The sequence below is a fragment of the Nocardia rhizosphaerihabitans genome (assembly GCF_014646295.1).
In the GTDB taxonomy this organism is placed as follows: domain Bacteria; phylum Actinomycetota; class Actinomycetes; order Mycobacteriales; family Mycobacteriaceae; genus Nocardia; species Nocardia rhizosphaerihabitans.
The window spans coordinates 25,135-51,337 of sequence record NZ_BMNE01000013.1 but is presented as its reverse complement, the minus strand read 5'-3'; the positions used below and the strand labels follow the sequence as shown (position 1 = coordinate 51,337).

General features: G+C 64.9%; 24 protein-coding genes and 3 pseudogenes. 6 read left to right on the top strand and 21 right to left on the bottom strand.

Annotated features, from left to right (window positions below):
- Window positions 1-499 precede the first annotated feature (499 nt).
- Window positions 500-1,258: an NADPH-dependent F420 reductase gene (locus tag IEY60_RS33530; protein WP_229740350.1), complete on the top strand. Its 759-nt coding sequence runs from the start codon at window positions 500-502 to the stop codon at window positions 1,256-1,258.
- 766 nt (window positions 1,259-2,024) lie between these two features.
- Here the strand turns inward: IEY60_RS33530 and IEY60_RS33525 are convergent.
- Complete coding sequence (locus tag IEY60_RS33525) at window positions 2,025-2,759, bottom strand: transposase (protein ID WP_189034619.1); 735 nt, start codon at window positions 2,757-2,759, stop codon at window positions 2,025-2,027.
- Window positions 2,760-2,863: 104 nt separating this feature from the next.
- Here IEY60_RS33525 and IEY60_RS33520 point away from each other — a divergent pair, with 104 nt between their 5' ends.
- Window positions 2,864-4,993 carry an NACHT domain-containing protein gene (locus IEY60_RS33520; protein ID WP_189034563.1) on the top strand — a complete coding sequence of 710 codons (2,130 nt, stop codon included), beginning with the start codon at window positions 2,864-2,866 and terminating at the stop codon, window positions 4,991-4,993.
- Between the two features lie 72 nt (window positions 4,994-5,065).
- On the opposite strand, the gene IEY60_RS33515 is transcribed toward IEY60_RS33520, so the two are convergent.
- From IEY60_RS33515 to IEY60_RS33495, 5 genes are all read right to left on the bottom strand, one after another.
- A complete protein-coding gene (locus tag IEY60_RS33515) occupies window positions 5,066-6,961 on the bottom strand; it encodes a recombinase family protein (RefSeq protein ID WP_229740349.1) in 1,896 nt (631 codons plus the stop codon).
- Window positions 6,844-7,557 carry a hypothetical protein gene (locus IEY60_RS33510; RefSeq protein WP_189034562.1) on the bottom strand — a complete coding sequence of 238 codons (714 nt, stop codon included), beginning with the start codon at window positions 7,555-7,557 and terminating at the stop codon, window positions 6,844-6,846. The genes IEY60_RS33515 and IEY60_RS33510 overlap by 118 nt, the downstream gene beginning before the upstream one ends.
- A gap of 192 nt (window positions 7,558-7,749) precedes the next feature.
- The gene (locus IEY60_RS33505; protein ID WP_189034561.1) at window positions 7,750-8,247 is read right to left on the bottom strand and encodes a copper chaperone PCu(A)C domain-containing protein; all 498 of its coding nucleotides are present in this window, start codon (window positions 8,245-8,247) and stop codon (window positions 7,750-7,752) included.
- 389 nt (window positions 8,248-8,636) lie between these two features.
- Window positions 8,637-9,224, bottom strand: coding sequence for an SPW repeat domain-containing protein (locus IEY60_RS33500; protein ID WP_189034560.1), 588 nt, complete (start codon window positions 9,222-9,224; stop codon window positions 8,637-8,639).
- A gap of 133 nt (window positions 9,225-9,357) precedes the next feature.
- Window positions 9,358-9,726 carry a LapA family protein gene (locus IEY60_RS33495; protein ID WP_189034559.1) on the bottom strand — a complete coding sequence of 123 codons (369 nt, stop codon included), beginning with the start codon at window positions 9,724-9,726 and terminating at the stop codon, window positions 9,358-9,360.
- A 250-nt stretch (window positions 9,727-9,976) separates the two neighbouring features.
- On the opposite strand from IEY60_RS33495, the gene IEY60_RS33490 reads away from it, so the two are divergent.
- Entirely contained in the window at window positions 9,977-10,561 is a 585-nt protein-coding gene (locus IEY60_RS33490; protein ID WP_229740348.1) for an LGFP repeat-containing protein, read from the top strand.
- 15 nt (window positions 10,562-10,576) lie between these two features.
- Here IEY60_RS33490 and IEY60_RS33485 read toward each other — a convergent pair.
- The 6 genes and pseudogenes from IEY60_RS33485 to IEY60_RS33460 form a co-directional block, all read right to left on the bottom strand.
- Window positions 10,577-10,747 (bottom strand): annotated as a pseudogene (locus IEY60_RS33485) (IS110 family transposase); the annotation flags it as partial.
- A 126-nt stretch (window positions 10,748-10,873) separates the two neighbouring features.
- The gene (locus IEY60_RS33480) at window positions 10,874-12,244 is read right to left on the bottom strand and encodes a DUF2254 domain-containing protein (protein WP_189034558.1); all 1,371 of its coding nucleotides are present in this window, start codon (window positions 12,242-12,244) and stop codon (window positions 10,874-10,876) included.
- 516 nt (window positions 12,245-12,760) lie between these two features.
- Complete coding sequence (locus IEY60_RS33475) at window positions 12,761-13,336, bottom strand: histidine phosphatase family protein (protein ID WP_189034557.1); 576 nt, start codon at window positions 13,334-13,336, stop codon at window positions 12,761-12,763.
- Window positions 13,321-13,551 carry a hypothetical protein gene (locus IEY60_RS33470; RefSeq protein WP_189034556.1) on the bottom strand — a complete coding sequence of 77 codons (231 nt, stop codon included), beginning with the start codon at window positions 13,549-13,551 and terminating at the stop codon, window positions 13,321-13,323. The genes IEY60_RS33475 and IEY60_RS33470 overlap by 16 nt, the downstream gene beginning before the upstream one ends.
- A 116-nt stretch (window positions 13,552-13,667) precedes the next feature.
- Window positions 13,668-13,919 carry a hypothetical protein gene (locus IEY60_RS33465; protein ID WP_189034555.1) on the bottom strand — a complete coding sequence of 84 codons (252 nt, stop codon included), beginning with the start codon at window positions 13,917-13,919 and terminating at the stop codon, window positions 13,668-13,670.
- A gap of 116 nt (window positions 13,920-14,035) precedes the next feature.
- Window positions 14,036-14,317 (bottom strand): DUF6374 family protein, encoded by a 282-nt coding sequence (locus tag IEY60_RS33460; protein WP_189034554.1) that lies wholly within the window; start codon window positions 14,315-14,317, stop codon window positions 14,036-14,038.
- Window positions 14,318-14,364: 47 nt separating this feature from the next.
- Between IEY60_RS33460 and IEY60_RS33455 the strand changes: the two genes are divergently transcribed.
- On the top strand, window positions 14,365-14,682 hold the full coding sequence (locus IEY60_RS33455; RefSeq protein WP_229740347.1) for a hypothetical protein: 318 nt from the start codon (window positions 14,365-14,367) through the stop codon (window positions 14,680-14,682).
- 243 nt (window positions 14,683-14,925) lie between these two features.
- Window positions 14,926-15,210 (top strand): annotated as a pseudogene (locus IEY60_RS36630) (GNAT family N-acetyltransferase); the annotation flags it as partial.
- Window positions 15,211-15,642: 432 nt separating this feature from the next.
- Here IEY60_RS36630 and IEY60_RS33450 read toward each other — a convergent pair.
- The 9 genes from IEY60_RS33450 to IEY60_RS33410 all read right to left on the bottom strand — a co-directional run bounded on the left by IEY60_RS33450 (window position 15,643) and on the right by IEY60_RS33410 (window position 25,313).
- Window positions 15,643-16,434 carry an HAD family hydrolase gene (locus tag IEY60_RS33450; protein WP_189034553.1) on the bottom strand — a complete coding sequence of 264 codons (792 nt, stop codon included), beginning with the start codon at window positions 16,432-16,434 and terminating at the stop codon, window positions 15,643-15,645.
- Window positions 16,431-17,099 carry an SDR family NAD(P)-dependent oxidoreductase gene (locus tag IEY60_RS33445; protein WP_189034552.1) on the bottom strand — a complete coding sequence of 223 codons (669 nt, stop codon included), beginning with the start codon at window positions 17,097-17,099 and terminating at the stop codon, window positions 16,431-16,433. Before IEY60_RS33445 ends, IEY60_RS33450 begins: the two co-directional genes overlap by 4 nt.
- Window positions 17,096-18,523, bottom strand: coding sequence for an aminotransferase class III-fold pyridoxal phosphate-dependent enzyme (locus IEY60_RS33440; protein ID WP_189034551.1), 1,428 nt, complete (start codon window positions 18,521-18,523; stop codon window positions 17,096-17,098). Before IEY60_RS33440 ends, IEY60_RS33445 begins: the two co-directional genes overlap by 4 nt.
- Before the next feature lie 119 nt (window positions 18,524-18,642).
- A complete protein-coding gene (locus IEY60_RS33435) occupies window positions 18,643-19,680 on the bottom strand; it encodes a hypothetical protein (RefSeq protein ID WP_189034550.1) in 1,038 nt (345 codons plus the stop codon).
- Window positions 19,677-20,357 (bottom strand): TauD/TfdA family dioxygenase, encoded by a 681-nt coding sequence (locus tag IEY60_RS33430; RefSeq protein WP_189034549.1) that lies wholly within the window; start codon window positions 20,355-20,357, stop codon window positions 19,677-19,679. The genes IEY60_RS33435 and IEY60_RS33430 overlap by 4 nt, the downstream gene beginning before the upstream one ends.
- Window positions 20,354-21,187, bottom strand: a complete 834-nt coding sequence (locus tag IEY60_RS33425; RefSeq protein ID WP_189034548.1) for a GTP cyclohydrolase, FolE2/MptA family — start codon at window positions 21,185-21,187, stop codon at window positions 20,354-20,356. Before IEY60_RS33425 ends, IEY60_RS33430 begins: the two co-directional genes overlap by 4 nt.
- Window positions 21,188-21,810: 623 nt before the next feature.
- A complete protein-coding gene (locus tag IEY60_RS33420) occupies window positions 21,811-22,476 on the bottom strand; it encodes a hypothetical protein (RefSeq protein ID WP_189034547.1) in 666 nt (221 codons plus the stop codon).
- Window positions 22,473-22,850, bottom strand: coding sequence for a hypothetical protein (locus tag IEY60_RS33415; protein WP_189034546.1), 378 nt, complete (start codon window positions 22,848-22,850; stop codon window positions 22,473-22,475). Before IEY60_RS33415 ends, IEY60_RS33420 begins: the two co-directional genes overlap by 4 nt.
- Before the next feature lie 12 nt (window positions 22,851-22,862).
- Entirely contained in the window at window positions 22,863-25,313 is a 2,451-nt protein-coding gene (locus tag IEY60_RS33410) for a tetratricopeptide repeat protein (protein ID WP_189034545.1), read from the bottom strand.
- Between the two features lie 606 nt (window positions 25,314-25,919).
- Here IEY60_RS33410 and IEY60_RS36625 point away from each other — a divergent pair.
- Window positions 25,920-26,183 (top strand): annotated as a pseudogene (locus IEY60_RS36625) (MspA family porin); the annotation flags it as partial.
- Window positions 26,184-26,203: the final 20 nt, after the last annotated feature.

The window sequence follows — 26,203 nt, the reverse complement described above, 5'->3', positions numbered from 1 at the left end:
GCATGGTCAGCAATGTAGGTGGCGGTGTCTGCGACTATCGGGTGGAAGTCGAAGTTGGCGAGTATGTTGCGCAGAGTCCAGGCTTCCCTGGCCGCTTCCATGCCGTGGACGGAGGGCGGTTCGTGCGTGCTGCGCGCGGAGCCGACCAGGTGCTGTCCGGTCAGTTCGTCGTCGAGTTGGCTGGCGCAAGTGGATCGGGCGACGGATCACCTAGCGGTTGAGCGGTAGGCCAATCATGATCATCTCCGGGGGCTAGGCGCGGCGACTGCAATATCGAACAAGGCGCTGCTGCAACATATTTCGCGAGCAACTGCCTGACGTGATGGAGTGCAACCGGCGGTGGACCGTTGGCCGGACACGGCAGGCGCGGGCGGTGGCGCGGGAGATTCCGTCGCCAGACTTGACCGGATGCCACCTCCGTTTTATGCTGTTCAAATACGGATGAAACCTCCGTTTTGCCCACAGGGTGGTGCAGGCGAGAGGTCCAGCGTGACCGGACATGCGGAACGAGCGTCCCGCGTTGGATGAAATGCTGCGTGGCAGAAATGAGTTCCTGTATGAAGATAGGTGTGTTATCGGTGCTGGGTCTATCGGCAAAACTCTGACTCTGAAGTTGAGTGCGGCCGGACACGACGTGAAGGTGGCCAACTCGCGGGGGCCGGGAACGATCGGTGCCGACATACTGGTCTCGGGTGCGCGGGCTGTTGCCGCGGCCGACGCGGTGCAGGGTGTGGACGCGGTGGTCCTGTCCATTCCGTTGAACCGGATTCCAGACATCGCACCGTTGATCGCCACCGTGCCCGCCTGGACGGTCGTCATCGACACATCGAACTATTATCCGTCACGCGACTCCGTCGTCGAGGCCATTCAAGCCGGTCAGGTCGAAAGTCTCTGGGTCGCCGAACAGCTCGGGCGCCCGATCGTCAAGGCGTGGAACGCGATCGGATCCAACTCGTTCGCTCGAAAGGGCACGCCCGCAGGGGTCGATGGACGCATCGCCATCCCGGTCGCGGCCGATGACGAGAGGGAACGCGCGGTGGGTATCGCACTGGTCGAAGACACCGGCTTCGACGGATTCGATGCCGGAACCCTGGCGCAATCCTGGCGCCAGCAGCCCGGCGCCCCCTGCTACTGCACCGACCTCACCAGTGACAAGATGCCGATAGCGCTGGCATCGGCCGAGGCTGCGAGGTTGCGAGGTTGCCGAAGCGTCGCGACCTGGCTGCGGCAGTCATATTCGAGCGAATCGAGGAGTTGAGGTCGACCCCCGAACACGCCGTCGTTGTGAACCGTGCGGTATTCATGTGAATCTCCCGGCTTTGTGCGCCCGCCTTGAAGTCGCCTCCGTTTTGCGACCGACTCTGTACGGAGGCGGCGTCGCAGGCCTCGGGTACATGCGGCGGATTGGCAAGTCGCGATTCGGTGAAATCTGCTGCTCCAAGCAAGTTCGTCGGATGGGGATACGTCACGTTTGTCGAGGTCAGTTGGCTCGCCCGGCATGGCGTCAGTCATGGCCGACGGTCTACGGGTATAGGCCAACGGTGTTGATCGAGTACCGCCACGCGATGGGCCGGCAGGGATCGCGATACCTCGCGTTCCACCGCGAGCTGACCTCCTCGATAACCCGAATCGAGAAGATCAGAGGTTAGATTCATGCAGCATCGTGCTGTCGAGCGCGCGCCCGTGGTGAGCAACGCGCTCCTGACCGGGTCGACCCGGTACGCGATCGGCGTCGCAAGATCCGTTCGAACCCAACCGGCGAGCACGCAGGTGAAGGCGAGGGCTGTCGGCCGACGCCAGTGAGAATCAGTCGGCCGAAACTTGACGTCCGACACGGGATCGACACGAGTTGAGGGGGAAACGATCGGAACTGCCGGGATAGGTTGGGACCTGGGCGATGGCCATTCTCACATGTAGCAGGCAGTTTTGGGATGTGTCGAGGCCAATCACGACTACTACGAACCCTATTAAGGGTTGTCCCGTAAGTCTGAGTTGTTGACGGCGAGAGGTCCACCGGCCAGGAATCAATAGGCGTGGGCGAGGTTGGCCAGCCTCGCTACCCCAGCCATCGCGACACCCACCCCGTCACCACGTAAGCGGCAGTCGCGCAGGACCTTCCAGGTCTTCATCCGGGCGAAGGCATGCTCGACACGGGCACGGACTTTACGGTGAGACTTGTTGTGAGCCTGTTTCCATTCCGGCAGCTCGACACCGGGTGAGCGGCGGTGCGGGATGATCAAACCGGTGCCCTGGTAGCCGCCATCAGCGATCACCACCGCGTTGCGGCAGGTGTGAGCGGCACCGGACTCGGTCCAAGCCCGGCAGTCGTTGCGGTTACCCGGCAACGGTTTTCCGAGCGCGACGACCAGTTCGGTGTCGGCGTCGATCACGACCTGGTGGTTGGTGGAGTACCGGTAGTTCTTACTCTGCGCGGCGACTTTGTGATCACGGGTCGGGACCAGGGTGCCGTCCACGATCAACACCGCACCACGGCCGAACCGGGCGCGGGGCCGTAGCGTCAACGCCGGTCCCAGGTCTTCGATCACCCGGGCCGCCGCTGATTTCGATATCCCGAACACCGCCGCGAGCTGCCGCATCGTGAGGTTGGTCCGCCAGTAGGTGGCCACCAGCAGCACCCGGTCTTCGAAACACAACCCCCAGGGCCGGCCCCGCAACGGCCGATCAGCGCCTTCGCGCCGCAGCCGGGTGATCAGGCGAGCGAACGTGCGTGGCCGCAGCCCGGAGAACAACTCCACCATCACCGGGTCAGCCGCCGAGATCACCACCGGTGACACGATACCTGTTGCCACTCAACAACTTACGGGACATCCCTGAGGGGTTCACCACAGCCTGGGAGTTGGCAATGGCATCCCAGTGCGCGAACGAGCTCCCCACCAACGCCACCGCCATCGACGTCGTCGACACCTACTGCCGGCGCCTCAGCCGCACCGAGGTGGAACGTGACCAACTGCGCGCACTGGCAGTGACAATGCGCCGATCGATGCGGCTCTCCCTGCACCTCAACCAAATACGATCAGTCATCCTCGCCGAGCAGGGACGGCCCGCTACAGCGGATGAGCTCGACACCTTACTGCGCAGCAAGCTCCTACGGATCGATCCCCAGCGCGTGTCCTTCGCACACGAAAGCCTCACCCGATTCCTCGCAGCACAGCACCTGACCTTGAATGCCGGCGATGGAGCCGCCCTGGCGACGATGCTGCAAACACCTGATCTGACAGATCTCAGCGACCTGGCATTCGAGATCGAGCCGGACCCTGCTCGCCGTTTCGATGCGATCATCGCCAGCCACCGTGCGGACTTGATCGCGAAGGCTGCCTGCGGTGGCTACGGTCCGACAACCGAACTGCGTGCGCTAGCCGAGATTCGACGCCTGCTCGCTGCCATGGCTGAGGTGACCAGTTCCGCGCGCTTCGTATTCACTGGCGATTCCGACTCGAGTAGCATTTTCGGCGGTCACTGGGAACGACCGCGAATAGATTCCACAGCGGCCGCCCTCCTACAGGCGGCAGGGCGCTGCTTGGTCGACAGTGTGCTCGTGGAAGAGGTTTCTGCCCTGTTGGACACGACAGATGGCGTCTGTGCTAACGCCATGAAGTCGTTGCGGGCAGCAGACATCCCCAACCCAATATCGGCCGTCGTAGCCATCACCTGTACTCCTGGCATTAGGCACTTCCGAGAAGTAGCCTCCTCGATCGAGTCACTGGCCGTCGGAGATCTGCCTGCCACTATCGTGCTTCGTTCTGCCAACGAAGTCCGCGTCCAGATCTGGAGGAGTTCCGACCGATCTCCACGGGCCGCGCCGCTCCGAACCGCAACTCCTGCATCACCACGATGGTGCCGGCTTTCGGCCTCGCTCATGATTCTCAACACTAACAGCGAACAGGACTTGGTCGCAGTGCCAATGCTTGTTTCCGACGCATGGACCGCGGGCGGCTATCACCTTCGGCTGGAAGCGCTGCAAGCAGCACAAGCAGGTGCCCGTCGGATGGATGACGCGACTCGAGCACGACTCCGGGATGCACTCGAAGGTTTCGATACTCACGGCAACTGGGCGCTGTCCAGCCTGCATCTGGAGGCGCTCGCAGCATGCGGTGCAGTCGAGCCGATCGGCACCGAAGCGAGCATCCGTGCCGATATTGACAACGTTCTGAACAATCTCGACGACCCTCATGCCAGCGGTCTAGCCAGGTCCATCCTCGGCAGGCTGTTCGAGGACGAGGCAATCTTCGGCCCCGTCTCAGAGGTCATCGATGCCCTTACCGCTGCAGAACTGGTACAACTCTGCACGGTGGCACTACGCGACGAGGACGCCATCCTTTCGATCACACGTGACTGGGCCGTTGCGCGTATCGCAGACCATATCCAAGCCGCTGGACCGCAGCAGGTGAATCTCCTTGCCCAGATCGCTGCGGCCCCTCCTGCTGATTCCGCCGTCTACTACGAGGGAGTGCGAGCGCATCTGGAGGCACTCAGAGGATGGGCCAATATCAGAGATGAACTCCCCGGTGTCGACGAGGCGGGACAGGATCTGATCGCACGCACATGGCGCCTGATCGACGAGCTCATCTTCCCGCTGCTCGCTGGCACCGCCACGACCAGGAATCATGACATCTGGCTGCAACTTCAAGGCCCCTGCCGTCCTGTTGCGGTCGACGCTTTGCTACAGGTCCGTACCGCGCAGTATTGGTCAGGGGACCGCAGCAGCACCACGACCTATCAGATGCTGGAGCAGGCGTACGCCACCGAGTTGAAGACCCTGTTCGAGTGGGCGGTGGATCATTGGGACGAGTTGCGCTCCGCCGCAGGACGGCACGTAATCAGCTCACGGGACGGCCTGCTACAAGCCCTGAGCCGCGTCGGGGACGATCGGACACGTGCCATCATCGAGGGATATCTTGAGGATCCGGAGATTGCACCGGCTGCCGTCGCCGCACTGCGTGAGATCGACTCCCGTCGAACAGGGCGCGCATAGCTAGGGCAGCTCGGGCATGCTTTGTCGTTGCTGCGCGCCGTCGGCTCCTGGCACCATGCGCTTACAACTCTATTACCAGGTGTTTCCTCTGGTGCAAGGCGTGTGCATAGTGGCCGAGTCCCCTCGGACACCAGTGCTAAACACAACTATGTGTGCACATATATCTGCTCGATGCTCCAGGTGCGAATACCGCACCTGGAGCATCAGTGTTTCGTAGAGCTCTTGCTTGTGCTCAGGAGCACCGTTGGCAAGGACAAGCCGAACATCGCCCAGTGATTCGATGAGCTTGCGGATCTCGGTCGCGGTCAGTTGCTCGGTCTTGGGCAACGCGTTGATCTCTACCTCCGCAGAAGCCTTCTCCGCCTGGGCTGCATTGAGGGCTGCGACGACGGCCTGGGGGTCGATGCCGGCTTCGATCGCGGCGAGGTGGCGGTTGATCTTGGTCTGAGCTTGTTGGATCTGCCGGCGCAGTGCAGCCCGTCGGGTGTCGGTGCTGTCGTCGTTGCTCGATTCGAGCAGTGAGGCGACGGTGGTGTCGAGGTGTTCGGGATCGAACAGGGTCGCCAACCAGTCGTCGACAGGTTCGATGAGGTGGTCCTCGCGAAGGTTGATTGTGCTTGGGTGTTGTTCGCGGTGTGGGCTGTCCGGTGGCAGGTTCGAGGCGCGGCAGCGGTAGTAGACCGATCCTCGGATGGTTTCGGCTTGCATCTTCCGGTTGCACAGATCGCAGCGGATGCGGCCGCGGAAGAGCCGAGGTGCGGCAGCAGGCGTTGCCCGGGTGCGCTCGAGCTTGCTGCGGGACTGGTTGTTCATCCCGCTGCGCTCTTTTCGCTTCAGGGTGGCTTGGGTGAATGTTTCGACGGAGACGATCGCGGGGTGTGCGGGCCGTCGTGACCGGACGATGCGTTGTGGTGGTGAGCGTTTGAATCTGACGATGTTGCCGGCGGCGACGTCGTCGGGGTCGAGGAGTTGTTCGGTCTTGCTCCAGCGTCCGAACACGGCGTAGCCGGTGTAGCGGGGGTTCTGCAGGATGGCTGCGACGGTGGAGGGTTGCCAGCCGTCGCCGCTGCGGTGGCGGTTCTGTTCGGGTCGGTGTGCTGAGGGGCAGGGGATGTTCTCGCGGTTGAGTTCGTTGGCGATGGCGTTGTCGCCGCGTCCGTCGATATAGGCGCGAAAGATTCGCTGGACCACAGGTGCGGCCGCGGCGTCGATCGACAGGATCCGCAGCTTGAGGCTGTTGGCGGCCCGGTTGGGGTTGGGATGTGGTGGTCCGTCGACGACAAGGTATCCGTAGGGTGGTCGTCCGCCTTGGTGGCGTCCTTCGTTGAGGACTTGGGCGTTCATACTCGCGCGGGTGCGTTGCTGGACGTGCTGGCGTTCGGACTCGCTGAGTCCGCCGAGCATGTTCATCATCATGGTGTGGGTGACGTTGTCGGGGTCGTAGCGGCCGCCGAGTTCGGGAACCCAGATCGAGACGCCGTAGGCGTGGATGCGGGGCGCGACGAGGCTGAATTGGTTACCGAACCAGCAGCGGGTACCTTCTCCAACGACGATGCCGGTCCACCCGCGGTCGGGGTTGCGTAGGTCGTCGAGGAGCCTGGCGGCTTCGGTGCGGCGATGCCAGGGCACGGAGCGTGATTGCCCGATGTCGAAGTAGCTGGTGACGATCCGCCCGTTGACGAACTTCTCGGCGTTGCCGAGTTGCCATTGGTAGGAGGTCTCGGGGTCCTGGTTGTCCTCGGTGCTGCAGCGACCGTAGAAGGCCAGTTCTACCTCGCCGACGGGATCGAGGTCGGTGGTTTCGAGTCCGAACAGGTCGTCGAGGACGGCCCATTCGTTGACGTCGGCGGTCATGAGAGCTCCTTGTCGGCATCGTCTTTCGATTCGGAACCGCGTGCGGCATGGAGTAGCAGGCGCAGAAGCGCACGGGCCGCTGGCAGGGTGAGTGCGGGCGGCTTGCTGGGGCACACCGTCTCGACATGACGTCGGTCGTCCGCCTCCGGCACGCTGGCGCCGCGGCGGATCTCCACGGGGGTGGGGAGCCGACCCTCGCCGGGCGCTAGCGCTATCGCGATCGTCGGTGAAGTCAGGGTGCGGTTCGCGTCGTAATGGATGTCGAGCTGGAGCAGGTAGGCCGGGGTAACGCGGACCCGCCGCTCCATGGGGGTGGTGAGGCGGATGTGGAAGCGGTCGGTGTCACCGGGGGCGATCACCTGGGATAAATCCACGCTGCATTCATGGCCGGTGGCCTTCTCAGGAACGGGAAGGCCGACGTCGTATTCGTGGCTGGGTTGGAGATAGCCGGCAACCAGCAACAATTTGTAGGGCATGAAGCGGAACAAGCTGATCGAGCCGATGGCTACCGCGCGGTGGACACGGACAGTGGAGTGGTGCAGCAGCGCCGATTTTCCGCCGGTATTGCGGAATTTGAGGTCCAGAAGCGTGCTGATACCTCCCTCGTTGTCGGTCGCGTCGGCCGTGGTGAGTGAGGACAGTTCGAGGTGGGAGTCCTCGGTGGCTCCGTGATAGTGGATGACGACGGTGAAGTCACCGCCGACGCGCACACCTGTGACGACGACCGCGCGTTCGCCAGCGGCTGTGAAGTGCTCACGAGATCGTAACGGGGTTCGGTGGTAGGAGTGTGAAACCAACGACAAGAGATCGCCTCACCAGAGGTGAGGGTGGGTTACCAAATCGGGCTGCGGGGCATGGTGATATTGCTTGGCTTGACTGCCTATGAGGTTGGCGACGTGCGGTCAGGGCGACTGCTGGGTGGGGCAGGAGTCAACGGGGACGGCGAGCTCCAGGGTGCCGGCGTGATCGAAGGTGAAACGAATGTCGAGGTTGCGGCCAGGTTCGACCCAGTCCTGGAGTTGGTTCACCTGTACCGAGATCGGCTCCTCGCTGCCGGGGCGTTCGGGCTGGGCAACGGGTTGCCCAGCGGCGAGTGCGCCGTCGGCCGGAATGACCAGTTGCTCAGGGCTGGCTTGGAGCTGTATCGATGCGGCGGCTGGGCTTTCGATCGCGGTGAGGCGGTCTGGCTCAAGAGCGTTATTGGTGGCGGTGAACGCCAACTCGGCGGGCGCCTCGTACTGGATTACGCAGGTGCCCGGGACCAGCGCGGGCACCAGGTACGCGTTCTGGACGGTAATCGCCCCGATCTTGCCCTCGCTGCCGCGGGCATGACTGGAGTTCACGCCGGCATTGTCACTACATCCGGTGAGAGCGGCCGCCGCGAGTACGGTGATCGGCATCAAAAGTCGTCGGCTTCGCATGCCTGGCGGTTAGCCACACACGCCGATTCCAATCCGTCTGGTTGAGGTTGGATCTGCGCTGAGACCGCGAATCCTTCATGTCGTGCGCTTCGAGGCGGTGGCTGCGGGTCCAGGCCAGTCCGGTGTTGTCCGGCTAGACTCGCCTGAGCGTTCGGACAGACGGGTGGACATTGGGGTCGGACTCGGCACGTGGGGTCCAGTTGAACGGAAACTGGCGTTAGCGGGGCTGGTGCCCGAGGCATGGTGCTGTGGAGGAGGTGGTCGGAGCTATCGCACGGTCCTGCTGTGTTTCGGGTCGGCTGCCGGGACCGAACAGGTGTTGATCAGCCACGACACGCATCCTTGTTTCTGGTCGACGCGGGACCTGTTCAGCGGGGTTCGGGAGGCGTGGTCAGGGTGGGTGTTCGCGGGTCAGCCGATGCGATGGTGTCCTGAATGGGTGCGGTGGCGTCTGGTTGCGGGGTGCGGCGGGCGTCGTAGTGGCCCAGAGCGGTGACTGCCAGCAGGATCAGGCCGATCATGATGTCGGTGACGGTCGCGGGGATCGCTTCCTCACTGTTGCCGTAGCCGAACAGGAACGGGGCCGCCACCAGCCAGGCGCCGAGCCCGATGCCGAGGCTGGTGGCGGTGGTGAGCCGGCTGGGTCTGCTCAGGCGGGTGAGCCCCAGCACGGCCACGGCGGTGCCGGTGAGGGCTTCGTTCCAGCCGGACGCGAACCAGCCCGCACCGTCAGGGTGTGTCCACAGCAGGGGGGTGATCGCGAGCCAGGTTCCGAACAGCAGGGTGATGGTGGAGACCATTCCGGGGATTTGGGGGCCGGTGACGCGTTGATGCCAGCGGGTGTACTGGTCGAGGGTCTCCCCGGACCCGAGCAGCAGGCGTTCGATGATGCCGCGCTCGCCGCAGGCCTGTATGAGCGGCAATCCGGCGGTGGAGTGCTCGGCGGTGCTCATCATCGACTGTCTTTCCGGAGCAGAACTCCCGTGGCGGTGCCCAGCAGCGGCTCATGCGGAGTCGATCGCTGCTCGGCGCTCGAACAGCGACAGTGGGTGGGGCGGTTCTGGGCCCGGTCGCGGCGTGGTTGTGGGTTCAGTGGTGCTGGGGCGGTGCGGGGGTGTGGTGTCGGTGGCGCAGCTGCCAGATGCGTGCCCCGCCGGCCAGTCCCATCACCAGGATCCCGCCGACGGTGGCGAACAGCAGCGCCACTCCCAGGGGCATGGTGAAACTCCATGGCAGGAACGAGATCTCGGTTTTCGCGGTGTTCTGCAGGATGAAGATCAGCAGGGCGATCACCAGGACCGCGCCGACGGCGAGTTCTACCCACGCCCGCGCGGTCCACGCTGTGGCGTGTCCACGCCATGCCCGCACGGTGGAGGGTTTCGGGCCGTGGTGTCGGCGACCGAAGAAGCGTTTGCCGGCTCCGCCCGCTGCGGTGGCCGGTGGATGTTCGGCGCTCATCGCGCCCTCCTTGATCGGGACCCCATGACCTGTCGGCGAGTGAGGTCGGCTGGTCGGCTCCGCCCGCGAGAGCGCGGGCTGTTATTGCTGATCAGCGCTATTTTCATGGTATTCCCGCGCGGGCACGCGGTAAACAGTCCCCGGCGCGGCGGGGCGGGTTGCGGACTCGTCTGGACCGCTGTCATTGACCACCGGTGCCGTGTCATGCTTGATCAGAAGGGGGGTCTGTGAATCAGGAAGAAGGCGCGTCATGGACGCGATCCGAACCATCCCCATCACCATCACCATGACCGTGGCCCTGGCCGCGACGCTGGCGCTCTCGGCATGCGACTCGAACGATTCCGCGTGCTGCTGGCCGACCGCGGCGATCGGCACCCGCTACGCTGAACTCACCGGCCCCACCGGCCCGCTCGGTGACTGCACCAGCGGCGAACACGACACCGAGAGCGGGCGGGTCCAGGACTTCGACCACGGCGCCATCTACTGGAGTCCCAGCACCGGCGCGTGGGAGGTCTACGGTCTCATCGGCCAGGAATACCAGCGCCTCGGCGGGCCCGGTTCGCCGTTGAAATGGCCGGTCAGTGGTGAACTGTCCACCCCCAACGGTGTCGGCAGGTTCAACCGGTTCCAGACCGGCAACATCTACTCCTCCCCGGCCGGCACCTACCCCGTCTACGGTGCGATCTTCACCGAATGGGCTCGCCAAGGCTACGAGAACGGCCGCCTCGGGTTCCCCACCTCCGAGGAGACAGACGTCCCTGGCGGCCGACGTACGAACTTCGAACACGGCTGGATCGAATGGAACGCCGCCACCGGCCAGCTCGCCACCGGATGAACGCCGCGACATTCTCGCTAGGCCGGGCAGGTAGGCGACGTCGTGGCCGCAGTCGCGGGCGACGGTGACCGGCAGGGCGCCGATGATGCTGGGCTGGTCGATCACGATCAATAGCGGTCCGCGGGCGGCGAGCTGGTCGAAGACGGCCCGTAGCCGGGCTTCGTCGTTGGGCAGCGACTTGTCGAATCTTCTCGGCGATTCGCCTCGGCGGACTTGCCCCGGCCTGACCGGGCCAACGTCCACCAGTGGTTTCCGTGCCCACCTCGTGCCTTGGACGTGCGTCCATCGACCACGATGCACCTGCACTGGCGGTCAGACGCGGTCGGTGTGGGGTGGCCAGTCGCCGGCCAGGGCGGCGGCGACCGCCTCGCTGAGTTGCTCGAGGTGCGCACGTTCGACCGCGTCGAAAGCCTGCCCCGACACGGTGTCACGGAGCCGCCCGAGTTGGTCCGCGACAGCATCGGACTGCGCTGGCAGACGGGCGCACCAGGCGAGGTCACGCAGCAGCCGAAACAGCCCGGCCAACACCAAGGGGTCGGCGGCGCCGTAGCGGCGGGGCTGGCCGACCGCGGCGTCGAGCAATTCGGTGAGATCAGGGCGGCGAAGTACCACCCGCACCTGCCCGTCCATGTCGCGCAGCGTCCTCGCTCCGAGGTCGCGCCCAGCCAACTCGCACAGCAGCGCCGCGCTGCGACCGAGAGACTGGATGGCGGTGGTGGGGTCGTTGATGCCGGGCGAGAGCGCTTTGACTGCCACATCGGTCAACAACTGCACCCCGTACCCGACATCCTGGGCCTCGGTGCGTTCGGGCCCGAGGGAGATGGCCTCGGCCACCGCCCGCCGCAGGAGCACCAGTTGCTCGGCCTCGAAGTCGGTCCCCGCGTCGGCGGGCCAGACGAACGCCACCGGTGTGCCCGCCACCAGAAAACTGCCCGGGGCGCGATCGACCAGTACGATCGCCCCGGCTGCCGACGCCGCGGCCGTGAGTGCGTCCTCGTCGACCGAGATCACAAAACCCGACCCGCTACCCGAGATCGGCGCACACTGCAGCGGCGGCCGGGGAGAGTTCGGCTCGGCCGGCCCATCCGGCTCGGCCGGCCCGCATACCCGGCGGACGGTCGCCACCGCCTCGGCGTACACATTGTTCACCATCGTCTCGACCCGGATTTCGCGAACCAGATGCGCCAGAAACAACACCAGCCCGAACACACTGAGCACGGCCAGCAGATAGGCCAACGTCACCGACACCATCGGCACGAAATCCGCCTCGCCGTCGGTGCCGGTACGCACCGTGCGCAGCACCGTCAGCGCGTACACAAACGTGGCCAGGAACAACGCCAGGGTGCGTTGCACGAACCGGTCCCGCGCGAACGTGCGCAACAAGCGGGGCGAGAATTGGCTGCTGGCCAGCTGTAACGTCACCACCGTCAACGAGAACGTCAATGAGGTGACGGTGATCAGTGACCCCGCGATCGACCCGAGCACCTCCCGGGCCGCGGCCGGACCGCCGCCGAACAGGTAATCGGTCACCGCCGGGGGCAGCGAGTCGTCGACGGCGACATCGAGTTGCGGCACCCCGACCCCGGCGGCGATCGCGATCAGCACTGCCAGGGCCGGCACTGGCCACAGCCGGGTGCGCAGCTCCCCGGCGTTGAGCGCCCGCCAGCGGGCGGAGACGCTCACCGCACCCCTCGGTGTCGCCGACCGCGTCGAACCGCACTGCCCGGGCGCGCCGCCACCACGGTGCGCACACTCGACTCGGCGCTACCGGCCCGCTGGATGGCCGTCATGAACTCGGTTGCCGATGTTCGGCGCTCATCACGCCCCCCTCGATCGGTGGGGACGGACGGTTCAGGCTCCACTCGCGAGAGCGGGGACTTATTGCTGATCAGCGCTATGCCCCTGGTGTTCCCGGGCGGACACGCGGTAAACAGTCGCCGGGCGCGGCGGTGATCGGTCCCCGGTAGGTGTCACCGATCTCGCTGTGCAACGTCGCGGCGCACAATCGGACCGCGCCTGCCTGAATCGCGATCAACGCGTCTTCGATCTCGGTGATCGCCGCCACCGGCGTCGACGCACCGTCCTCAGGGGCTGCTCGAGCCAGTGCGCACTCACCGCCCCCGGGGTCACGGGACAGGGCCGACATGCACGCGAGACTCGAGATGGCGACGATGTGCCGAAGCGAGGGGCGTAAGGGGGCTACGGTCCGGTCAGGCCGGGGCCGCTTGTCTGGACACGGTGGTCGGTGACATCGAGGCGGTAGATCGCGGGCATGGGCATCGCGTTCCTGAATGCACAGTCCACCTGGGTGAGTCCGAGCCCGACAAGAGCGCGAGCGATGAACGTCCCGTGGCTGCCGACGACAACGGTGTCGTCGTGGTGCTGGTGGGCGAGTGCGAGCAAGGCCCCGACCGCGCGGCGGCTGAGCTGGTCCAGACTTTCCCCACCAGCGCGCGCCAATCTCGGCATCGTCCAGCTGAGGGCGTAGTGGCGGGCGTAGTCCGGGCGCGGCTCCAGCCCGGAGTCCCATTCCCGTAACTCGTCGTCTGTCCGCACGAGTAGGTCCAGGGATCGTGCCAGTGGCTGAACAGTTTGTATGGCCCGCAAATAGGGGCTCGACGCGATCGCGTGGGGTGTCAGCGTGCGTAGCTCGTCGATCACGTTGCGTGCCTGCTGGTGTCCCTGGGTGGTCAACGGGCGGGTGTAGTCGTCGGGCCCAACAGGTGCGGGGATGACGGGGGCGGCGTGGCGGAGCAGGATCAGTGTGGAGCGCACGGCGGCTTCCGTGTCGGACGGCTCGTCGGCATCGCGGGCACTGCCCTTTTCGCGGCGCGCCCCTCGGTATTGGGGTGGCTGGGACCGGACCTGTCGTGCCAGCGTTCACGCAGCAGTTGCAGGCCACGTTTCACCTGCAGCATGCGGTGCTGGACATCGGGGGCGTTCGGGTCGTAGCCCGCCTCGATCAACGCTTCACGGTCCTCGGGGGTCATGTGCCAGGTTGGACGCACCGTGTCCGGTCGAGGTTCCCGGCAATTCGGACGATTTGCTGCCGGCTCGCGAACCCGCGTCGGCAGAGGTCGCACCGCGGCGGTGTTGGTCGTGGGGTTCAGTGGTCGCCGAGGGTTTCCTCGATCCGGTCCAGCAGTCGCGCGAGGATCACCGCAGGCTTCTCGCCGGGGGTGTAGCCGATCCAGTCGAGCTCGACGATCCGCACGATGGCCTCGATGTCGGCGGAATCCGGCGGCGGGTGATCGCGGCGCGCACCCTGGCATGGGTGGTCACAATCGTGGTTGAGGGCTTCGACGACGGCCAGGGACAGCTCTTGCTGGCCGGCCGAGAGCAGATGTTCATCGGCCACAGCGCCACCCACCCGATCCACGCCAGCGTGGGCGATCGGTGCTCGGCGCAGGCTCACGGCGACTCCGGCGGCATCCGCCGGAGGGGCTTCGGCTACCGGGAAACGGCAGCCGCGACCTACAGGGGTGGCTGTTCGGGGTCGTGCGGCGCACGGGCTTGTTCCCGCGGGTGGATTGTCCAGGGTGAACGCGGGCGGAGTGGACGCCGCAACCGCGGATACCTGCGGGTGTCGGCTTCGGCGTAGCCGCGCAGCAGCTCGGTCAGCCGCACTGCGATCTGTTCGAACTGATCAGGGGTGAGTGTGGTGCCGAACGCGGCGGAGTCGTCGAGCTGGCGGCGGACCGTGGCCAGCGCCGCTGCCCTGTGCGCGGGGCGGGGCATCTCGGGGATGTCGAGCATCCTACCTGTTATCGAACATATATTCGATAACAGGTAGGTTCGCCGGTGTGTTCGAGAACTGGCCGGTGACCTTCACTCCCTCGCCGTGGCGGATCGTCGACCCGCCGCAGAAGGTGATGGTCGCCGCCCATCTGGCGATCGCGACCAAGCCCAAACACTTCCGTCAGGACAAGTTGGCGATGCGGGTGAAGCTGGGTGGGCTTCGGCTCGCCGAGAACGTTCCCGGGTGGCTGCATGCCTGGGTGCTGCTCGGCGACGGAACCTGGATGGGCCTGTGCACCTTCACCCTGGTCACCGGCAACGGACACGGACAACTCCAGCTACACCAGTGGTGCCCCGCGCACGCGCTCAGCCCGGCGGAGTAGCGGTTCGCCCGCGCGCCGCGGTACGGCGGGATGCACGAGGGGGTCGGCGGCTCGGCTCACCGGGCATTTCTGTACGGCCGTACCGGTGTGGCAGCGTGGGCGGTGTGGACGGGATCGAGGTCGAGCAGATCGATGGTGAGCACGCGGTGCTCCCGCGGCTGCTGGCGCTCTCGACGAGCTCCACCGGCTACGTGACAGTGTGTTCGCGGCACCGGCGCGGGTGACCGGGATCGTGAACCGAACTCGATCCGGCTGCTCGCCCGCCGCGACGGTCGGGCCGAAGGGTTCCTCGCCGGGAACCCAGGCATCGGCCATCTCGCGCTGGTCGGTGTCCTGCAGCCTCGATGCGGTGTCGGGTCGGCACTGGTACGCGCGTTCATCGAACGAGCCCAGGCGGCGGGCGCCGGTGAGGTGACCGTGGTCCTGGACACCGACCCCCAGGGTCGGTGGGGCCGCCGACGGTTCTTCGAAGCGCTCGGTTTCACCGCGGTGTCGGGCAGTGCGTTGCACTTGCACCGCCGGCCGTGAAGATGGCCCCGGTCGGCCGGGCCCTGACGGGGTGGGTTCGGCCGACCGGGACGTGCGCGGGGCATGTATCACGCCAGAGAACTGCACCGCGGCGATGTCGAATCCTGCCCTGACCGGCTCTTCGGGATCCGACGGGACGGGAATCTACTCCGCCGCAGCCGGATTCGCCGCGCGACAGCCGGAGTGGTGTGTACCGATTCGGCCGCGCTGGTGGGGCTATCGGTCTGATGGTGATGCGACAGAGCTGAACTCGATGCTGTAGCAGCCGTCGGGATACACGGCAATGTTTGACTGGTCGCGGTGTTCGATGAGGAGATCGCAGCGTGCTGGATGGGCTGGGGCGATCCAGCAGCAACCGTGACATCTGGGTGGCGATGTCCATGTACTTGCCGGAGTCGGTGATCGAGCTGGGTCGGACGATGTCGTGGAGGCCTACCGGGTTTCGGCGGGGAACGGCGCGGGTGGCTTCCATTTCTGTGCGATTGCTGCGACCAGCCCCGGCACCTGTTCGCAACTCGACGCGAAGTACACCCCGTCCGAGTCGTCGGAACTGTGGCTTCCAACCGGATGCTCGGGGTGATCGATGATGACAGCGCCCGCACATCCGGCGGCAACAGCCGCGGAGCCGTCGACCGCTGGCAGATCGCCGACGTGGATGATATTTCCAACCGTCGTGTGGAGACGATCGGCGGCTGTCGCTCTCCAAGCATCTCCGCGCACTTTGTGCGTCCCAGTCTCGTCACTGAACATCATGTCTGTGAAGTATTCCGCCATACGGTGGTGTTCGAGCGCAGCACGTAGGGCGGATCCAGGTGACAGCCAAGTGTCGGACAGTGCCACCACCCGATAGCGTCGCGCGAGGAGTCGCAGCATCTCGCGTGCTCCGGGACGGGGGCGCATGCTGGCAGGCGCATGGGTCGCTCCTAATCGCTCAGCAAGTTCGTGCAGTGCGTTGTCGCGTAATCGGAGTTCGAGCGCATCGCTGATCAAGCGCGCGCGATCCCTGTTGCTGATCGGTGTTCCTTGGAGGTAAGCGGATTCGAACCTCTCGGCTGCATCGCTGAGAGCCGACGACGCTGCCTCTGGGGCAATGTTGGTGCCGATTTGCTCTCTCGCCAGTTCCACCACACAGTCGATACGAGCTTGCTGAACCTGTCGATGAAATGCTTTCGACTCGTCGATCAGTGTTTGCCAGACTGCCACGGTGACGAAGTGAGCGGTCACAGCACTCCCAGCGCATGGACCGGGCCGAAGATTCGGGATACCGCCACCGCGATGCGATCCCGGACACCGCCCAGTGTAACTGTGCCGGATCGACTGCTGTCCGCCGCCGCGACCACCTCGGCCGCGCGTCCGTGGGGCAGAGATCCAGGATCGAATGGGAGTGGGCCGGTGTGGAACTCCGATGCGAAGCGTCCTGGGCGGACAATCAACAAGTCCGACTCCGCAGTCCGGCTGTGTGACGCGAACCATTGCTCCAGGGCTGCTTTGCTCGCGCCGTAGACTTCAAGATCTGGAAACGCGACAACTGCGGCGAGTGACGAAATAGCGACTACCTGGAGCCCACGTCGGTCGAGAGCTTCTGCGATCCGGCAGTGGGCCTCGAAGTTGAGGGCGATAGTGTGGCGGATTCCGGCATTCACAGCTGCTGTCAAGTAGATGCGGTCGCATCCTGCTGACGCTTCCAGGCACGCCGCGAGTCCTTCGGGTGATGTCACATCGGCAGTGACGGATACCCATTTTCCGGCACGGGGCGGAGTCGACTCCGCGAGTTGCTTCAGGCGGTCGCCGCGCCGGGCCACCGCGACCACATCGTCGTCGCGCCGGGCGTGCCGTAGCGCCACTGCCGCGCCGAGCCCTGCAGAGCTTCCGACCACTGCCACCTTCATCCTCGAAGACCCTCGACTACGTTTGCCAGGCATCGCATCATCTCGGCCAGATCATCAGCTTCCGTGGTGAGTGGTGGTGCTACTACCAGGCGATCAACGGAGCTGACCATTGACGGGAGGTGAAGCAGAACTCCGGCACGTGAGAGAGATCGCACGAGTTGGTCTCTCGGGGTCGCTGGAACCGCGATCGTAGCGAGCCATCCCAGCGAAGTGACTTCCAGTCCGCTGTCTCTCGCAGCATCGGCGAGCTTGGTTGGATCGTGATCGAGCCCGTCCAGTGCGTCCAAGCAGCCCAGTGCCGCGCCCAGTGAGGTCGGGTGATTGGTATGGGTATGGCCGTGGTCCAGGGGACCACTCGCGCGAATGCGGCCTATCATCTCGGCGGTTAGCAGTACGGCCGAAACGGGTGCGATGCCGTTGGCCAATCCTTTTCCGACAACGACGATGTCGGCGGGGATACCGAGTGCGGGGGTGAGCCCAGGCCACAAAGTGCGGCCCAGCCCAGAGAGGACTTCGTCCACCACCACCACCCCTCCACGACTTCGGAAGTGCTGGAGGTGCTCGCGCTCGGTAGCGCTCAACGGAGGTCGACCTGAGGCGATGCCGGCAGGCTCGACCACGCCGACGCCCGGTGCGTTCCACTCCGAGATCGCGTGGTGGTGGATCTGCACCATTCGGGGGAGCGGACCGCGGATGGATGCATAGGTCGACAGGCCGGCGGCTCCCGCGGTAATCCCATGAAATGTGCGAGGGCGCGCATGCAAGGTCGGACCCGCCACTGACAGCGCGAACCGAAGTGCGGTCTCGACCGCCTCCGATCCCGACGAGGCGAATACGACGCGACCTCCTGGTGAATCGAACAGCTGTAGGAGACGCTCGGCAACGCGATCTGCGATTGCGGTCACGGAGTTGAAGGGATTTATGGCAGCGACCGACGACGCCTGAGCCAGCATGGCGATGGCGGGTGCCGGGTGCCGGTGACCGAGCGGAGTGTTGTAAAGGCCCGAGGAAACGTCCAATAGAACGCGTCCGTCAGCGGTACGAACCCGAGAGCCGTGTGCATCGATCACCATGACTGGATCGGGTATTTCGTCGACAGTGCCGGCCATCAGCGCGGCGCGGGTCGGATGAGCCGGCGCGTTGCTCTCTGCGACCGCTTGGGCAGCGGCGGCGGCTCCTACCGCGAGAGCCCAGGATGCTCGTGTATCCGCCGGATTCGATGAGAACGCACGGCCGCTGAGCGCCGCGACGTGACCGGCTCGAACGGCGACTTGTGTTGGAGTGGAGCTCTTCCAGTCATTCGTCGACAGTGCTGAGTTCCAGTAGGCATCTGTGTCGTCGTCAACGGTGCGTAGTACGGCGGCGATTTCCTCACCACCCGTGCCATGGTCGAGGATCGCGGACTCGGTGACAGCTGCCGCCATCGCCGCGGCCCATCCGGCAGCTGCGACCGCTCCTGGGGGTTGGCCATGCGCGGACAGCAGTTCGGTCAGGTGGCGCAGGTGCTTGTTGCCCGGCGTGGTCGGGTCGGAGTGGGGCCGGCTCACCGGAGGTCCCTTAGAACACCGGCTACGTCGGGATTTCGATCGGAGGCCTGATCCCAGCGGCATCTCATGGCATCGCGCAGCCTCTCCGGTATCAATGGGTGGTCGAATCCTGAAGCAAGCAGTTCAATTGCTCCGGCGGTGTACGCTCCGGCGAGTGTTGGCAGGGCAGTGAACTCTGCGTCGCTGAGGTTCTGTGCACGCCGAGCGGTGCGCGACGAATCCAGCGGTGGCACTGGTAGCCGCGCAAGGCGTTCGACCAGTCCGTCCCAGATCAGACGCGCAGTCGTCGGGTTCTCAGTCTCCAGCCCGGCGAGTAGTTCGGCAGTCATGGCCAAGGACTCTGTGATCAGTAGTCCGGAGCTGTACTCGATTTCTTCGGGATCTCGACCGTCCAGGGCCAGCTGGCCGAGATGGTCGAGATGGGTCCCGTTGTGAATTCCCCACCATATATCCATGGTTGGGGGACTGAGCATTTCCTCGACGAGCACGACGGTGGGCGTTCCGGTGGACCCAGCTGTCCATACACGCCACGTCAGCGCCGCCAGCACAGACACGGGGATGAACACGACACCAGTAGTCGGAAGGCTGGCGGGACGCCACGATTCTCTCTCCGCCAATGCCGTACGGCCATGTCCGTCGGCGGCGCTGACGAACATGCCAGGGGGCTCGTCACGCATCGGTCCGATGAGATCGGCCAGGCGGCAGAACCCTTCGACAGCTGGGCCGGATGGTGTCTTCGGTGGCGCGGGTGGACTCCAGTCTGCTGCGAGGTCCGCAAACACGTCCGTCGGCGGTCCAGCGGTCGCTCGCAACTCTCGGAGGCGGTCAGCGAATCGAGGATGGGCGTGTTTGCCGAGGGCGCCGAGAGAGGCGACCGCATCGTCAATGTCGTCCAACGGCAATCCATGTGCGATGCCGAACAGAGCGATCTCGGTTAGACCTCGGAGCGTCCATGAGGCGAGTTCTTGAGCGGAGAGCCCCTCCGGGAGGGCCGTTGCGTGGCTGATGGCCTTCCTGATATCTGGGACTGTCACGGGTGTACTCGAACTCGCCACAGCAGCCGCTTCGGGTCGGTGAACGCGGTGCGTCCGTGCAGGACGGTGGCGTTGTCGCACACCAGAATCTGCCCGGCCGTGACCCGCAGTAGGCGGCGTGCTTTGTGCGTCGCGGCGGCTTCCGCCACCACCCGAGCAGCCCAATCGCACTTCTCGTCCACAACGAGGTTGTCGAGACGCCAACGCATGGTTGGTGTGCCATCCGGCCTGAACTTCAGGATCGGTGAGGGGGCACTGATCCTCGGTCCGCCGAAAACGGGTGGTGTGCGCCATCGCCAAATCGACGCAGTCAGCAGGTGTAGGAGATCCTCTCGACCAGGTCGGGCCGCGAGACTCTCCAGCAGATCGGAAACCCGCAATACGATGCTGTCGCCGCCGGTTTCAGCCGGACGGGCACAAGCGAGCAAAAAGGCCCCTTCTGGGTTGTCCCGATACTGCGCATCTGTGTGGAGGGGAGCTTCTACATTCGTCTGTGAGAAGGTCCCATGTTCTTGCCGTGGTCGGATGGCCCAAGCGGCCCCACCGTCACGAGCGGAAACCGTGCCGTATGGCCTAGCGAACTCGATCACGGCGGCCGGATCGGACGTCGTCTCGGGGCCGGGATCGATGACTGCCCATCCTGCCGAGGGCAACGGGAGCTTTTCTTGCGCCGTCATGGTGACTTGGACTGCAGGTCGCCGGCGAGGGCATGAAGGGACGCCACCGCGTGGTGAGGATGGATGGATTCCGCCAATGACGCGACAGCAAAGACTGCGGTGTCTGCTGAAAGGCGGGCAGCTACTGTCGCTGCCGCCTCGCGGACGAGATCCTCGGCGAACTGGGGTCTGCGGTGCGCGCGGTCGACCAGTTCGTGCTCGTCAGGGCGCTTGAGGACCGACTCGCGCAGGACTGCGCAAGAACGTAGAGCGGTCAGTAGTTCGGCGGGGGAGATCGCGGCCGCGCCGCCGGTCCGAACTCCCACCGTCAGGGTTCCGGGTTGGGAGTGGGTGAAGGTCGGAGGCATCGAAGGCCCGTATGCGCGACCCGATTCGCGTTCGGACGCTAGCCGCGAATACATGATCGTGCATGGACACGCGGTCATGACCTGCACCGTCAGGGATAGCTCCAGCCGGGAAACGCGGCTGCCGTCATGATCTATCGACAGGGTGGTGGTCACATCCAGCCCGGATGCACGACCTGTGACTGAGGAAGATATGGGTGGCTGTTGGTCGATCCGTACTTCGGCGGTAGCCGACGAGCAGGCCTGCGAAGTCGAAGCGAGGCGGGCCAGCTCGATCGCGAAGTCAACCGAGCTCTGGTGACTCTGCCTGCTCGCTGCGATGCAGGCTTCCTGCAGGCGGGACATGTGCGCACCGCGTTGATTCGCCGGAATTGCAACCTTCAGGTCGGCTTTGGCGTCGAGAACTGGCCAGTCGTCGTACAGGCGAAGTGCCAATCGAACATCACCGACTCCGACAAGAACCGGAACCGATATTGCCGGGCGCATCGAGGGGACGTCGGTGCGGGGATCGCTGGATAGCAGGTCGGGTTCACTCCGAAGACCGGGGTACCCTGCACGGGTCAATTGCGTTGCGAGTGAGCGGGAATCGGCTCGTTCGCGTTCTCCCTCCCATCGGCCGCGGGCGAATATGTCGGGACCGTACCGCTGTGCTGTCCGTCGGCGCCACGCGGCTGTGGATTCTCCGATTGCGGTTGCGGATTCGACTGACAGCTCCAACGCTGCGTGCAACAGGACGTGTGGAGTGTTCGGCGTCGCGGCCAAGCTTGACAGCGCCGATTCGGCCGCAGCCAGCTTTCGTTCGTGGCGCTCGCGGTGAGATCGGTCGACGGGATGGATTGACATGCGCCCTCCGAATGGCGTGTCGGAGATTCCGCGAAAGCAGAGGCCTCCATGCGCGTGCGTACACGGTAGCACGGTGTCGAGTCCTGTTGTCTTGGAACAGATCTCGTGTCGCACATGGTTTTTCCGCGGCGTGCCTACGTGTCACCGCCGACGCGGCCGGACGCAGGCCTGGGCGGAGTTCATGGTCGATGCCGACCTGGCGCAGTCATGTCGACAAGTGGGTGGATGCCGAGATCGACCACGGTCTGCTGGGAACTCCGGTTCTCTCATTTTCCGGCTCCGCACCGCTCGACGAGCTTCACCGAAGTCACCTCTCGGAGGGGAACGGAGGTGGATGTCGGACTGCCGTCAGGTCGGATGGTCACATCGCCACTGCCGGAGTCCACCAGAATCCCACAGGTGGTCCCACCGTTCGGCGTGGTGACCGAGACGACCGTGGTCTTGGGCTTCTCCGTGGTTTGAGGGACGAGCCACCAGGCGACGATCCCCATGCCGAACACGGCCAGGGCTGCGATGACAAGTAGTTTGGCTCGCTCGAGCGACGTGTAGATGCTGTTCGCGACAGCGATCGAATAGGCACGCACCGTTCCGTACCTATCGACGATGTCGGAGTAGTTCTGCGAGCGGCTCCGTGGCGCGCTGGCGGACAAAGCGTGCCATAATCCGCCCACAAGCAAGCCTGCTCCGATGACGAGAAGCCCGATGACGAGGAAGTTCCACGGGCGTTCTATCTTCTGGGAATCCGGTCCTTTGAGCAGTAGAACCGAGGTCACGATGGTGACGAATCCGGCCAGTCCGGTCCGCCATTTCTCCGCTGTCGCGGTGGCGCGGTCCAGGCTACCGACGACGAGCGCATCCCAGTCGGCGATATCGTCGGCGGCGGATGGCGAAGGCCCCTTGGCCGGCTTTCGGAAGTGCTCGGGGTTGCTCATGTCGTCGTCCGCTGTACCTCGGTGCGGAAAACGATGCCGCAGCCTTTCGAAATCCCATCGGGACGTCCTGGATGACCACCCTTGCAGCGGCATTCGACATCGACGGCCACGTAGTCCTCGGTCATCGAGGAGTCCTCGGTACCCAGTCCGCCGATAGTGCCCGGGATGGGAGCGTCGCGCTCCATGGAGAACTGCACGTCATGGCCGCAACGTGGGCAATCGCCGCTGGCGGTTGCGATCTCGATCCTGTGGCGGACAGTGAGAGCGACGGTCAGCGCGTCGGTGAGGAGTAGATCGTAGGCCTTCTCCGTCCATTGATAGGCGGTAGGATTCTTCAATTCGAACGGGAGATCATCGGTGGTGGAGTCGGGCATGGAGTAGTCCTTTCACCAAGCGCCCAGAGTGATCAGTGGTGCCCATCGAGACAAGAAGCCTTCCCGGTTGGCCGGGCGTGCCAACCAGCGACGTGTTGCGATGTGAAGGGCTTGTGGCAGTGGGTGAACCGTCGCCGCGCTGAGGAATTGGTTGACAAATGCCGAGCTCGACGGGTCGTCTAGCATTTCGGACGTGGTCGCGGCGATCGCTCTCACCCCGCGCGCGAGTGCCAGCGTGGCGATGGTCATCGGATCCCCGGAGACCCGGCCGGGGGCGTGCGCGCCCCAGCACGAGATCAGGATGATAGTCGGCGGTGGCGCTGCGTCGAGCATGTCGGCGGGGGTCAGCGCAACATGCTCGTCGAGCTCGAGATAGTGGACCAGTGCTCGCACCGGACGTCCGTGCGCGACCACCACGACCAGATCGGTCCTGGCTTCCAGGATGGCACTGCGGCACGCTGCAGCGTCGGCGACCCGTTCGACGGACAGATCATCGCGGCCGTGATAGGCGACGACGCGGTGATGGTCGACGGTCGGGCTTTCCCAATAGGCGATGCGCGTTCCCGCTGGCTGTCGCGCGCCACCGCTGGTGTGCGCTACGGAGGTCAGCGAGGGGCTGACAGATACCGGATTTCGCTCACCCAGGTATGTCGCGTCGGGCAGCGGAATTGCGGTCCACGGTACCGCCCACAGTCGTCCGAGAGGGACTACAACGATCGGCTCGTCGGGGGCGATCACGTCGAGTACCGCGGACGGGATCAACTCGCCGAGCGGAGCGACGAACTCGGGTCCGGTGTTCAACGGCAACCCGTCGGTGTGCAGTGCATCGATCACTTCGCGTGTGGCCGAGGGTAAGTCCTGCAGCCCGATGTGCAGCTGGCCTCGTGCCGGTCGTAGCAGCCACGCCAGTTCGTCGGGATCTCGCAACGCTACGATCAAGAGCAGGTGTGCATCCCCGGTGTCGGTCTGTGCCCAGAGGTTCTCGGTCTCGGTTGGATCGAACGCGGAGTAGAGTCCGGACACGGTGTCGTCGAAAGATTGGTTGGCCTGGTCGGACCGAGGTTCGCCGAGGGCCAGGCCATCCAGTGTTCGCGTCCGGGTGCGCCGCTGTCCCGCCTGGTCATTCGCTTTCGCGACGGACTCTGCCAGTTGTTCCGCCGCGGTGGCGCTCTCGGGCACGGAGGTCATGAGCCCGGCAAGCCTGCGTCCGGCCATGGACTCGAACACCGCGACGAATGCGGCGGCATCACCGGCCCGCAAGGCTGTCCGTACCGCCATCTCGTGAGCGGTGCCGAACCGGTCGAAGTATTCGGCCTGATGGGCGTGCTGCAGCTGAGCCGCCCGCATGGCTTCCACCAGGGTGACCGCTGAAACGCGGTGCTGTACGGCTGCCTCCAGGTCACCCAGGGCCTCACGGCAGTGCGCTATTCCGGTCTCCGATGTCGCCGCCGCGGTGAGGTCGTCGATCGACAGATACAGCTGTAACCCCTGACTGAAGAATTTGATCGCGGTTTCGTAGCGTCGGGCGTTCACCGCACAGCGGGCGAGTCCGTTGACCGCGTGCGCGCGGCCGCGTGGATTGCCCGGTCCTGCTACTCGATAGGCTGCGAAGTGGTTCCGGATTGCCGAGAGCCGATCACCCTGTGCCAGTTGGACCTCGGCGAGTCCGTCCAACGCGTTCGTGAGCGCGATAGACATCGAACGTGGTCGCGCGATGTCGATTGCCTGCCCGTACCAACCCGCGGCTTCTGCGAGCCATCGGTTGCGTCGGCACAGTTCCCCGAGCTGAACAGTTGCGTTCACCACCCCTTCGTCCGAGGACAGTGCCTCGAAGATGGTCAGTGCCGCCAGCAGTGCCTTCATCGACCCTGTGGCGTTGCGCAGACGTTGCAATGCCTCGCCGAGGCCGGTCAGAGCGTTCGCGATTTCCAGACGCCAGTCGTTGTCTAGCGCAACCCTGGATGCCGTCTCGAACTCCCGCGCTGCACGGGCGGCGCTTCCGCTTCGGAGATGTAGGTACCCCAGTGGTATGCCCGCTCGAACTTGGCCGTACCCGTATCCACAGGAACTCGCCTCGGCCAATGCGGCGGCATACAGGTCGACAGCCTCATCGACCCTCTCGGCCTGTCGATGCGCGTCGGCTAGGCCAATGCGGCCGTCGATTCCAGTGATCGGGTGGTGCCCTTCACGCTGAGACCGGACCAACCGATCGAAGGCAGCAGTCGCGCTGTCGGTGTCGTTCCGCCGGAGCGCCATGTCACCGGCATCGAACAACGTGATCTGTTCTCGCCATAGTTGTTCGGTGATGTCGAACTCCGAAGCTGGCCGCCCGATAGTGTTTCCTTCGCACAACGCTTCGTATCTGCAGCGCAGCGACAAGCGGCCCGGAACAGGCATCGCCAGTGCATGGCGGACAGAGTCGGCGCGGTACCCGTCGCGCCACAAAGCCCACAGTTGCTGCATCCCAGCATATTTACACAATCCGAGCGCCACAGTGGCCCGATCCCTAGTGCCTCGGTTCGTCTGCCCGACCCAGTGCGTCAGCTCGCCTACACCGGCGTGCCGATTCTTCGGCTTCACGGCGTTTTGGGAGATGATCTTCCCCGCCCCGCTGGCCGAACAGGGCGCCGAACGTATCCGCGGTGCCACGGCGATCGTGCTCGACGACACCGGTCACAGAGCCTCCGTCGATGATCGCTCCGATGGCTGAGCGCCGCCGAAGGGTTCCTGAACCCACCTTTCTAATCTGTTCACGGCAGGCCCATCACCGCTCATCTATCGAAGAGCCGATGGTGCATCGAGCGCTGCACGCGGACAAACTCCGCACCGCTTTCACCACTTGCTCGTCGGGCTGACCTCAGCCCAGCGACAGCACAGATACACGGTCGCCAACAGCGATCTCGCATGCCGGGTCCGAGGCCTGCTGATGCTGCACCCGACCGAGGTCGACGACCGCGTGAACCGAAGTTGCGAGCGCGGGGCGTTTGGCGTTCTGGCCTGCGGGGTGGACGAATCAGGATCAACGGAGGGGCAGAGCTGGCGGTAGGTGGTTAGTGGACGAGCGCACAGGTGGAACTGTCGGGCCCCAACGCCAAGGGCGGAAAGATCTACCCTGGCTACGTCGTCGGTTGTCAAGTCAACATCGACGGCGGCGCGGCCAGCGGCGGCGTCGACGGCGCGAGCAGCTGGGATGGGGAGAAGGTCAGCGTCGGTGCCAAGAGCGGCGCTGATCTGACGTTGGGCCCTGGGCAGGCGACCTCGTTCTACCTGCTCGATCTCGAGGAAGCCGACGCGTTCGGCAGTGAGAGCCATCAGAAGCGGATCAAGTTCAGCGGCAGCAGTGGCTCGGTGAC